This is a genomic window from Bacteroides sp. HF-4919 (genome assembly GCF_018860125.1).
This window is the reverse complement of record NZ_JAHKNF010000001.1, coordinates 33,050-44,737: the sequence shown is the minus strand read 5'-3', so window position 1 is coordinate 44,737 and position 11,688 is coordinate 33,050. Positions and strand designations below refer to the sequence as shown.

At 41.4% G+C, this 11,688-nt stretch carries 6 protein-coding genes and 1 pseudogene; 5 read left to right on the top strand and 2 right to left on the bottom strand.

Annotated elements, in window-relative coordinates; translation table 11 throughout:
• Nucleotides 1–8 precede the first annotated feature (8 nt).
• A complete protein-coding gene (locus KO473_RS00145) occupies nucleotides 9–1,586 on the bottom strand; it encodes a beta-N-acetylhexosaminidase (RefSeq protein WP_005805604.1) in 1,578 nt (525 codons plus the stop codon).
• Nucleotides 1,587–1,842: 256 nt separating this feature from the next.
• On the opposite strand from KO473_RS00145, the gene KO473_RS00140 reads away from it, so the two are divergent.
• From KO473_RS00140 to KO473_RS00130, 3 genes are all read left to right on the top strand, one after another.
• Nucleotides 1,843–4,482: a zinc-dependent metalloprotease gene (locus KO473_RS00140; protein ID WP_122130806.1), complete on the top strand. Its 2,640-nt coding sequence runs from the start codon at nucleotides 1,843–1,845 to the stop codon at nucleotides 4,480–4,482.
• Nucleotides 4,483–4,612: 130 nt separating this feature from the next.
• The gene (locus KO473_RS00135) at nucleotides 4,613–7,918 is read left to right on the top strand and encodes a SusC/RagA family TonB-linked outer membrane protein (RefSeq protein WP_216035070.1); all 3,306 of its coding nucleotides are present in this window, start codon (nucleotides 4,613–4,615) and stop codon (nucleotides 7,916–7,918) included.
• A 21-nt stretch (nucleotides 7,919–7,939) separates the two neighbouring features.
• On the top strand, nucleotides 7,940–9,271 hold the full coding sequence (locus KO473_RS00130) for a RagB/SusD family nutrient uptake outer membrane protein (RefSeq protein WP_005805609.1): 1,332 nt from the start codon (nucleotides 7,940–7,942) through the stop codon (nucleotides 9,269–9,271).
• A gap of 816 nt (nucleotides 9,272–10,087) precedes the next feature.
• Here KO473_RS00130 and KO473_RS23740 read toward each other — a convergent pair.
• Nucleotides 10,088–10,261, bottom strand: a pseudogene (locus tag KO473_RS23740) (ATPase); the annotation flags it as partial.
• A 283-nt stretch (nucleotides 10,262–10,544) separates the two neighbouring features.
• On the opposite strand from KO473_RS23740, the gene KO473_RS00125 reads away from it, so the two are divergent.
• Both KO473_RS00125 and KO473_RS00120 read left to right on the top strand, forming a co-directional pair.
• Nucleotides 10,545–11,327: a HipA family kinase gene (locus KO473_RS00125; protein ID WP_005777455.1), complete on the top strand. Its 783-nt coding sequence runs from the start codon at nucleotides 10,545–10,547 to the stop codon at nucleotides 11,325–11,327.
• A complete protein-coding gene (locus KO473_RS00120) occupies nucleotides 11,305–11,688 on the top strand; it encodes a DUF3037 domain-containing protein (protein WP_005777457.1) in 384 nt (127 codons plus the stop codon). The genes KO473_RS00125 and KO473_RS00120 overlap by 23 nt, the downstream gene beginning before the upstream one ends.

Genomic DNA, 11,688 nt, shown 5'->3' with positions numbered 1-11,688 from the left:
GATAATAATTATTTTCTTTTTACTATTTCAAACGGCACGCGCACTGAAACACCGTTTTTCATTAAATTGGTCAGGTTCGGATATAACCGTTCTTTGAAAGAGTCCCAGCTGCGATGTTCCATTTGGGTCCATCCGGCTTCTGCCAATGCCAGTCCGCGAGGATAGGTCATGTACGTTACCCGGTTGATATCTTTTATTGCTTCTCCCCAAAGCGTTCCCATTACGCCCAGAATATGTGCTTGTTCGGATGCAGGTCTTCCGTATCCCGGGTCAAATTGATAACAAGTTTCGAGCGTTGTGACAGGCATTCCCCAATTGTTGAATTCCGGAAGATCACCTTTAAACTGGGGATAATCGAGATATGCAAATTCTCCCGGTGCCATGATCAGAGGGTTGCCGTGCTGTCGGGTCAGCTCCTGGCAAGTAGGTGTCAATCCGTATCTCCAGCTTACGAGTGTCACATCTTTGGGGTAAGGAAACAGATAGTCATTGGCAGGCATACGAATATTATCCAGTTCGCACCAAAGGATCGGCTGTTTTCCATCTGCCCGTACAAAACTGAGCATTCGGTCGAAGAAAGGAATCATTAACTGAGATGCTTTTTCATATTTCAGTTCTTTCATCATCTTTTGGCAGCGTTCGCATTTGGTCCAGTTTTTTTCTATTACTGCCTCGTCGCCTCCCAAATGGATATAGCGTGAAGGGAAGAGAGCACTTACTTCGTCAATAATGTCTTTGTATACCGTGTATACCTTTTCATTATTGGCGCAAAGCATTAAATCTACTGTTTTACCCACATTCTTTTCAATGGTATCGGTATGTGTACATCCCAATTCCGGATAAGCGGCTAATACAGCAACCGTATGCCCGGGAATGTCCAGTTCCGGGATTATTTCAATATGGCGTTCAGCTGCATAATGAATCAGATCGGTTAGTTCTTCCTGAGTATAAAAAGGTTGTCCGGCTGTAAGCTTCGGGTGCTTTTTGATCTCCATTCTCCATCCCTGATCATCTGTCAGGTGAAGTTGAAGCACATTGTATTTGTATCGTACCATTTGGTCAATGTAAAATTTTACATCTTCTACCGGCAAAAAATGCCGGGCAGGATCGAGCATTAAAGCCCGATATTCAAAGCGTGGAGCGTCATCAATGCTGACTGCAGCCATTTCTTTCCGATTGGTGGTACATACATCTCCTAAAAGTATTTGATCAACCGTCATTACCCCATAGAAGACAGCTGCTGCACTGGCTCCGCTAATGGTAATTCCTTTCTGATCTATTTTGAGTTTATAATGTTCTTTCCCGTTTAGTTGCGGATCAATAGTTAACCGGATGGCTGATTGCCGTGAACCGGAAAGAGGGATATTTATTTGCATCCGATCTTTCAGGATGGCTTGCAGGGTGGTAGCCGCAAACTTAAGTTCCGGTTGCTCTGGATGAATAGAGATATTTTTGCCTGTCAGGCTAAAAGGTTTACTTTGCAGTTGCTCTATATGATTGGGCATAGGCAACAGGGCCGAACGATTGTTTTGTGCAATTGCCGTAAAGGCAAAAAGAAGGAAAATCAGTCCTAAATAGTTTTTCATGGGATTAATTTATTTAATTAGTTTCGCGGCAAATATACGATTATTGTACGAGAAAACGGACACTTCAGCACAGAAAGAGGGGAGAACTGAACTTTCTTTTTAATCGAAAACTTGCATAAAAATGTGATATTTACTCATGAAATAGAGAAAAAAGTCAAAATGTATCATTCTTATTAGGTATTATGGGCTATTTTGTTACCTTTGCGCCCCCTTATTCCATAGCGTAGAATAAGGTTAAGTGCTAATTAGATTTAACATGAGACTAAAAACAATCCTACTGACCACTGTGGCCACCGGTTCATTTTTGTGCGAGCCTGTCGCTGCTATGCGTGTTGAACCTCCCGCTATTTCTGAAATGGGATGGTTCTCGAAAAAGAAAAAGAAGAGTAATCCCCAAGACAGCGTCAAAGTTGAGAATGAGTATGAGAAACTGACGGGAAGCGATAGTGTCGCTCATCGCGGTATGTTCAATGTGTTCCGGAAGAAGAATGATTACTACTTTGAGATTCCCGCCACTTTGTTGGGATGTGATATGCTGGTAGTAAATAAACTGCAACGAGTACCTTCGGAACTGAATGAGGCCGGAGTGAACCGCGGAACTAACTATGAGAACCAAATGATCCGTTTGGAGCTGGACAAGCCGGCTAATAAATTATTAATCCGTCAAAGTCGGCCCTTGCCTCTTTCGCCATCCGAAGATGCTATCAGCCAATCGGTGAAGGACAACTATATATCTCCGTTAATAGCCGGTTTCAAGATAGAGGCATATAATAATGACTCTACCAGTATGTTGATTAAGGTAAACGATATATATGATGGTACGGAGACAAGTATTAATAACGTATTTACCAATATTAATCTGGGAACATCGGCTATAAAGAACTTATCGAGAATTTTATCCATTAAGTCTTTCGATAATAATGTAGTGGCAACTTCAGAACTCACTACACGTGTCACAGAAGGGACTACTACTATCTACGTGACAGTGGAGGTAAGTTCATCTATCCTGTTGCTTCCCGAAGTGCCGATGACCGGACGTCTGGATAATCCTCGCGTGGGGTATTTTACTAATCCTCTGACTAACTTCAGTGATGGTCAACAACGGGTGAATAAAAAACAATTCATTACCCGCTGGCGTCTTGAACCAAAGCCTGAGGACAGGGAAGCATATCTGCGCGGTGAACTGGTAGAGCCCCAGAAGCCCATTGTATTTTATATAGAAAACTCTACGCCTTATCGGTGGAGGAAGTATATCAAACAGGGAATTGAAGACTGGCAGGTAGCTTTTGAGCGTGCCGGATTTAAGAATGCCATTATAGCCAAAGATATTACCGATGATATGGAGGTGGATATGGATGATGTAAACTACTCTGTATTGACATATGCCGCATCTACCAAGGCAAATGCGATGGGGCCCTCTATTCTTGATCCGCGTTCGGGGGAAATACTTGAGGCTGATATAATGTGGTGGCATAATGTGCTTTCAATGCTTCAGGAGTGGATTACGGTACAAACCGGTGTGGTTCGTCCCGAAGCTCGCGGCGTAACACTGCCGGATAGTCTGATGGGGGATGCTATGCGTTTTGTCGCTTGCCATGAAGTGGGGCATTCACTCGGGTTACGTCATAATATGATGGGTTCTTGGGCTTTTCCTACCGACTCTCTCCGTTCGAAAGCATTTACCGACCGGATGAATTCTACTTCATCATCCATAATGGACTATGCCCGCTTTAATTATGTGGCACAGCCCGGTGACGGTGTGAAAGCTTTGTCACCTCATATCGGACCTTATGATATTTTTGCCATAGAATATGGTTACCGTTGGTATGGCAAACAGACTCCGGAAGAAGAAAAAGGATTGTTGCAGGATTTTCTGGCAAAACATACCGATCGGCTTTACAAGTATAGCGAGGCACAGGATCCCCGGGATGCCGTTGACCCTCGTGCGCAGAACGAGGATCTTGGTGATGACCCCATCCGTTCTTCGCAGTATGGTATTGCCAATTTGAAGCGTATTGTTCCTCAAATAATCCAGTGGACCACTACCGGGGAGAAAGGGCAGACATACGAAGAGGCGTCACGTTTGTATTACGCAGTTATCAATCAATGGAATAATTATCTCTATCATGTGATGGCAAATATCGGGGGTATTTATATTGAGAATACAACCGTAGGTGATGGCGAGAATACTTATACGTTTGTGGAAAAAGAGAAGCAGCAGGCTGCTTTGAAGTTTTTGCTCGATGAAGTATTGTGTTATCCTAAGTGGTTGTTCGATCCGGAGGTTGCACAATATACTTATCTGCTCAGAAATACACCTTTAGGAGTAGTGGAGAATGCACCGACTCAAGTGTTGAAAAATGCACAGTCCTATATTTTTTGGGACTTGCTATCAAATAATCGCCTGATGCGTATGCTTGAGAATGAGTCTGTAAACGGCAGAAAGGCTTTCACAGCCGTGGAAATGATGGATGGTCTGCATAAGGGGATTTTTGCCGTAACCGAGCGTGGCGGCTTACCCGATGTGATGACCCGCAATTTGCAAAAAGGCTTTGTAGATGCATTGATTACTGCTGCTGCCGAAAGCGAAGGAGTGAAGGTGAACAAAAAGTTGACCGATAACCATTTCTTGTTCGATCATCAGGCACCGCTTTGCAGTTGTGACGATCATGCACATCGTTCGGCATACGCCGACCGTATGGGGGCACGCCGTGAACTGAATTTTTATGGTTCTCAGATAAATCGTATTTCCGATGCCATTTCAGTGAAACGGGGAGAGCTGCTCCGCATTAAAGATTTGCTCCAGAGCCGTCTGGGTACATCGGATGTAGCCACCAGATATCATTATAAAGATTTAATTTTGCGTATCAACACTGCGTTAGGCATTTCTAAGTAAATACACCAAAAACACAAAGTTCCCTCTGACAAACACTCAACGATTTTATTTGCTGAGCGAGGGGCTTTGTGTATTTATATAATTAAAGAACAGTTTTCAAAATGAGTATTAATTTTATAGGATGTAACAAATGAAAAGACACGTTTTTATTCTTTTATTGTCTTTTGTCGGAGCATTGACTTCTGCATTTGCCGCCGACAGGCAAGTTCAAGGAGTGGTGATCTCATCGGAAGATAATATGCCGTTGATAGGTGCTTCTGTATATATAAAGGCAGAGGATCTGTCAAAAGACGGCAACTCTCCGACAATGACAGGAGTGATTACCGACATAAATGGTAAATTCAATATTTCAGTACCCGAGGGAGTAACTCGTCTATTCTGTAGCTATGTAGGATATGATGTGCAGGAAATTAAGCTTGTTCCCGGAAAGAATCAATATGAAATAACTCTTTCTCCATCGGCACAAATGCTTGATGCAGTAGTAGTGACCGGTTATCAAACTGTAGAACGTCGTAAACTGACAGCTGCCGTTGGGAAGCTGAACATTTCGGATGAAACTATTGGTGCTGTAAAAAGTATCGATCAGGCATTGGCCGGACAAATTGCCGGACTTTCCGTAACCTCTACTTCCGGTGCACCCGGTGCACCGGCAAAAATACGTATTCGTGGAATTTCGTCATTAAATGGAACTCAGGATCCGTTGTGGGTTCTGGATGGTATTCCATTGGAAGGTACGGATGTACCTCAGTCGGAGATCTTGAATGATATTTCTAATATACAACAGTCGTCTATTGCCGGATTGAATCCTGCGGATATTGAAAATATTACCGTACTGAAGGATGCAGCTGCTACTGCCATTTACGGGGCTCGTGCTGCAAATGGTGTGATTGTGATAACTACTAAAAAAGGAAAAGTAGGGAAGCCGGTGATTAACTTTTCTTCAAAGTTTACTTATATGCCTACACTGAGTTCCAAGCGTTTGAATCTGTTGAACTCTCAGGAGAAAGTAGATCTGGAACTTGAACTGCTCCGTTCTAATTTTGCCTATGGGAATAATAAGGGTGGAGTCTCTAAAATCATTTCCGGCTACGGTCTGACCGATGCATACAAAAACGGGGGCTGGGGAGCATTGACTTCTGAAGCGCAAGCTGATATCAACCGGTTACGGGATACTGAAACCGATTGGAATGATATTCTCTTTCGTGATGCTTTTAATCAGGAGTATAGTTTGAGCCTTTCGGGAGGTAACGAACGTGTAACCTATTATACCTCTATCGGATATTATAAAGAAAACGGTAACGTAAAAGGTGTTGGGTTGGATCGTTTGAATATTGTAGCGAAGACTTCGTATAAAGTCAACCGCATGTTAAAGTTCGGTGCTTCTTTGTTTGCCAACCGTCGTAATAACAAAACTTACCTGACAGATACGTACGGATTAGTGAATCCGGTTTACTATTCACGCAAGGCTAATCCATATTATCAGCCTTTCGACGCAAATGGAAATTACGTGTACGATTTCGATGTACAAAATACTTCTGATACAGATTTAGGTTTTAATATTTTTGAGGAACGTAAAAATACATCGAACGAAGAGACAATCAATGCGATTTCATCTATTTTCGATGCTGAACTGAGATTCAATGATAAGCTGAAGTTTACTACCCAGCTTGGGTTGCAATTAGATAAGGCCTCAAAAGAACAGATTGCCGACCAGGAAAGTTTCTCAATGCGTTTAACCCGTAAGAACAGTAAATATTGGGATTCTGCTTCTCAAAGCAACAAATACTTTATACCGGACGGAGGCGTGCATAAAGCATATGAAAACACGAATTCTCAGATTACCTGGAAGGCAATGGGAGAATATCGGGATAGCTTCAATGATATTCACGAACTGGAAATAATGGTGGGTACTGAATTACGTAAAACCTGGTATGAGACACTCTTTTCCGCGGGATATGGCTTCGACAGACAGACGTTGACCACGAAGCCGGTTATCTTTCCGGACGAAGATCGTGCCAAACAATTTCCACTCCATAAGAAAACGTATAAAGAGAATGCTTATGTTTCTTTCTTCTCCACAGCTTCCTATTCATTGATGAACCGTTATACATTTGGAGGAAGCATCCGTTTTGACGGTTCGGATTTATTTGGTGTCGATAAGAAGTACCGTTATCTCCCTCTGTATTCAATAAGTGGATTATGGCGGTTATCGAATGAACCTTTCATGCAGGGAGCCAGAAAGTGGATGGATAATCTTGCATTCCGTGCTTCATATGGTATTCAGGGAAATATAGATAAAAACACTTCTCCTTTCTTGTTGGGCAAATATGTGGTAGACAATATTTTACCGGGTGGATCCGAACATATGATCGATATAAACTCGGCTCCGAACAAGAAACTTCGTTGGGAGAAAACTCAATCCGTGAATGTTGGGTTTGATTTCTCGGTACTCAATCAGGCAATTAACCTGAGTGTGGATTATTACTATCGTAAAGGTACAGATCTGATCGGAAGACAAATGTTGCCTCTTGAAACCGGTTTTGTTTCGACCAGTGTCAATTGGGCGAGTATGACTAATAAAGGTGTGGAAGTATCTCTTTCCACACGAAACGTTGCTACCCAAAATTTCTCATGGTATACGAACTTCAACTTTGCCTACAATAACAACAAGGTATTGCAGGAAGCTATTCCGGAGGCTCAGACTACTCCGGGGCGTGAAGGATATCCGGTCAGTGCTATTTTTGCGATAAAGACTGCCGGATTGGATGAGGATGGTTATCCTCTGTTCTATGATAAAGAAGGGAAGAAGGTTACTTTGAAAGAACTGTATCGCTTACAGGATCCTTATGGATTAGGTTTTACGGTTAGTTCGGATGTAACTCCGGCAGAAGAACGTGGATTTTATTCATATATGGGCTCGGGAGATACTCCTTATACCGGTGGTCTGATCAATACATTCAGTTATAAAAACTGGGAATTGACAGCGAATTTATCCTTTAATTTAGGAGGATATGTACGTACGACCCCTTCCTATAACTCTATCAATTTTGATCGGGGACAGAATGTGAATCGTGACATTTTGGATCGTTGGACTCCGGAAAACACCGACGGACATTTACCGGCATTGATTACCAGTGAAAAACGTGCTGATGAGTATTATTGGTATGATCAAAAGAGTGATATATATCGGCATCTGGATATTTGGGTGAAGAAGCTGAACTATTTCCGTTTGCAGAATCTGCGTTTAGGTTATCGTTTACCGGAGAAAATGACCAAAGCTTTGGGAATGGGATCAGCTTCGGTAGCTATTGAAGGACGTAATCTACTTGTATTTGGTTCAAGCTACAAGAATTTCCTCGATCCGGAATCAATGTACAATCCGTATGCACCGCCCATTCCTAAATCAGTTACGTTTAGCTTGAATTTGAATTTTTAATCATTAAGCAGAAAAAAGAAGATGAAAAAAATATATGTTTTGACTTTGTTGAGTTGTCTGTTGATGCTATCTGCCTGTGATAGTTATCTGGACATAAAACCGGTGGGAAGCGTGATCCCCCAAACTGCTGAAGAGTATCGCGCTTTATTGGCGCGTGCTTATCTGAATGTACCGAAGGACCGCGGACAAGCTTGTTTCCGTTCAGACGAGATGATGGTGAATGATAATGAATACGACCGGAATTCATTCGGAGACATCGAACGTTGGAATGATGTTTCTCCGTTTCCGGGAACGAGTCAGTTTACCTGGTCCAATTTCTATAATGTACTTTTTATAGCTAACCAATTGATCGAGAATGAAAAAGAAATTACAGAGGGTACTCCTGAAGTAGTGAACCAGCTGGTGGGGGAGGCTTATCTGCTTCGTGCTTATATGCATTTTGTTTTGGTAAACTTACATGGTCAGCCATATACTAAGCCTGGAGCCTTAAGTTCAAAGTCAGTACCTTTGAAGTTGGATACGGATATTGAAAAGACATTAGGACGCAATACTGTAGAAGAAGTTTATATTTCTATTTTGTCAGATATCGAACGGGCTCGTGAACTGATAAACAAAGAAGAATGGGAAACAGTTTTCTCTTACCGGTTCAGCGTTTTGGCAGTAGATGCATTGCAGTCTCGTGTCAGCCTATATATGGGTGAGTGGCAGAAATGTCTGGAATCTGCCGAAGCAGTATTAGCAAAAAAATCTGTTCTTGTTGATATGAACGAAGACTCCTTTGTTCTGCCTAATCATTTTGAATCAGTTGAAACCATAACGGCATTGGAGCAAGTTATGAGTTCAGTGGTCAATAACGCCGCATGGGCTCCTGCCTCTTTTCTTACTATTTATCAGGAAGGTGACAGGAGATTGGCTGCCTATTTTGCTGCTCCCGATGAAAATGGAAATCGAAAGAGTTCTAAAGGAGGGAAAAGAGATTACTCCTGTACTTTCCGTGTAGGTGAACTTTATCTCAATGCAGCCGAGGCTGCTGCGCGTCTGGACAAATTGCCGCAGGCACGTACACGTCTTTTGGAACTGATGCAGAAACGTTACACTCCCGTAGCTTATGTTGAGAAAAAAAATGCTGTGAATACAATGGATAAAGATGCTTTGATTGGTGAAATATTGAATGAACGTGCCCGTGAACTTGCTTTTGAGGGACATCGCTGGTTTGACCTTCGTCGTACTACGCGTCCACGGATTGTGAAAGTCCTCCAAGGCGAAACCTATATACTGGAACAGGATGATCCGCGCTATACGATTCCTATTCCGAAAGATGCTATTGCTGCCAATCCGGGATTAGCCAACTAATACACATGAAGATCTAAAAAAGCACACACAAACCAAGCCGCAGAGTCTATAAAAAGACTTTGCGGCTTTTTTTATTTGTAATTTATCGCTGTGCCCTAATAAATAGCTTACGTTAGTATTGATTTAGAATGAAACTTTACTTGTCAGAAAAGTAATTATCTCCTTTCAGAATATATGAACGGAATTCAGGGGATACAAATTGAATGTTTTATTTATATGTCTGCAAATTAGATGATTAAAATGCTTTGTTGCTTGTCGGTCAAAGCCTTGTTTTAACACAGTGTTAAAGCAAGGCTTTTGATGATAAAGAAGAAGTTTTTTAAGTGCAAAAGATTTATTCTTTGTATTAAAGAATAGAATTCTTTAAGAATGGTATTAACATTGTTAATTGGGAATCTTTCCGAAATTAGGAATCACGTTATTCTATTTTTATAGTATAAATGTTGATGTGAAAAAATCACTATTAAAGTCAGCTTTATATAACTTATTTAAGGCATATAAATAAAAAAGGAGTACCGCCGTACTCCAACCTTTGTTAACCTTAAAATCTAATACTATGAAAAACACAATGCAAATATACACACGATAAATTAATCTGCAAACTATCCAAGAAAAAAAGCATGCTTTATAACATAATTTAAACAAATCAGAATCTATCGCAGCTATCTAAATAAGTTTTTTCACATTGTTTTTGTACAGAAAGAGCATATATGTAGGTATTGTTTTGCTTTATTTTCTTTACGAAGATGTGACCCGTATATTGGGTAAGTTACCTATTCCAACTTTTCCAGATAGATGTCTCTAAGTTCTTGCAGCCTAATATTCCTTATTTTCCAATCCATGTGTATACGCTATTTCCCGGATTTTCATTCTGGCAGATGTTCAGCATTTCTTCCGGTTGTTTAATACTCGTTTAATCATACTGCGTTGTTTGTCGTCCATAAATAAATATTCCTTGCAATATTGTAATTCGATGTCAGTTATGCGTTTGCTGATAAAAGTGATAATGCGATGGGATGTTCTTTCTCAAAGATTCCCTCGTTCATGGCATACAATAATTGGGTAATATGTGATTTTACTGTTTTCATGTACTTCTGAATTTTGTGCAAAAATAAGGGATTTTTCTGCCAAATTGAGGCATAGTTGTATTTTTGTATGTCAACGGCTTGTATAAACATATATTCGTATGGAGTGTTATAAACAGAAGTTGGTGAAATGGAAACATTATTGTATCTTTATCACCTGTAACAGTATACAGGAAGGAGTTTGAATTATGGAGTTGCGTACAGTCGATGTCACTCGTTACATTATGCCGCTGCGTGAGGGTGGTTCTCTACCGGCGCTGGCCGAAGCTGATGATGGTTTTAAATATGTTGTTAAGTTTCGGGGTGCAGGGCACGGAACTAAAGCACTGATAGCAGAATTGATTGGTGGTGAGATTGCACGGATGTTGGGCTTTCGTCTGCCGGAGTTGGTCTTTTTGAATTTAGATGAAGCTTTTGGACGTTCGGAAGGCGACGAAGAGATACAGGACTTATTGCAGGGAAGCCGGGGATTGAATCTGGGCTTGCATTTTCTTTCAGGCGCTTTACCATTCGATCCGGTTGTTACTGAGATCGACGGCAAACTGGCGTCACAGGTTGTATGGCTGGATGCGTTATTGACTAATGTGGACCGTACCACGAAAAATACCAATATGCTTATGTGGCATAAAGAGTTGTGGCTGATAGATCATGGTGCCTCTCTCTTTTTTCAGCATTCATGGGTCAATTGGCACAAACATGCAATGAGTCCTTTTACTCAGATTAAAGATCATGCTCTATTGCCGCAAGCCGATAAGTTGGAGGAGGTGGATGCCGAATTTCGGGTATTACTGACATCGGAGAAGATTCGTGAGATCGTAAATTTGATTCCGGATGACTGGGTGGAGTGGCGTGACAAAAATGAAACTCCCCAAGATATCCGTGATATCTATTACCAATTTCTTATAGAAAGGATAGAACATTCTGAAACGTTTGTAAAAGAAGCAAAACATGCCAGAGAAGCATATTTATGAATACGCCGTTATCCGGATTGTTCCGAAAGTGGAACGTGAGGAGTTTATCAATGTTGGAGTTATCCTGTTTTCCAAACAAGCATGCTTTATCAGGATGCGTTATGATATCAATGAAAAAAGGCTGAGGCTATTTGCACCGGAACTTGATATTGATTCTTTCCGTGAACATCTGGAGGCTTTTAGCAAAATTTGTGCCGGTTGCCGTACAGGAGGAGCTATTGCCCAATTGGAAATCCCGGAACGTTTTCGATGGTTGACTGCACACCGGAGTTCGTGTATTCAAACTTCAAGACCTCATGTGGGTTACTCCGATGATCTGGAGGAGACATTGGAGCGATTGTTCCGGGAATTGGTACTTTAA

Excerpts from the sequence above, each read along its gene's own strand:
- KO473_RS00145 (WP_005805604.1), bottom strand. The coding sequence starts at position 1,586 with ATGAAAAACTATTTAGGACTGATTTTCCTTCTTTTTGCCTTTACGGCA.
- KO473_RS00140 (WP_122130806.1), top strand. The coding sequence starts at position 1,843 with ATGAGACTAAAAACAATCCTACTGACCACTGTGGCCACCGGTTCATTT.
- KO473_RS00135 (WP_216035070.1), top strand. The coding sequence starts at position 4,613 with ATGAAAAGACACGTTTTTATTCTTTTATTGTCTTTTGTCGGAGCATTG.
- KO473_RS00130 (WP_005805609.1), top strand. The coding sequence starts at position 7,940 with ATGAAAAAAATATATGTTTTGACTTTGTTGAGTTGTCTGTTGATGCTA.
- KO473_RS00125 (WP_005777455.1), top strand. The coding sequence starts at position 10,545 with ATGGAGTTGCGTACAGTCGATGTCACTCGTTACATTATGCCGCTGCGT.
- KO473_RS00120 (WP_005777457.1), top strand. The coding sequence starts at position 11,305 with ATGCCAGAGAAGCATATTTATGAATACGCCGTTATCCGGATTGTTCCG.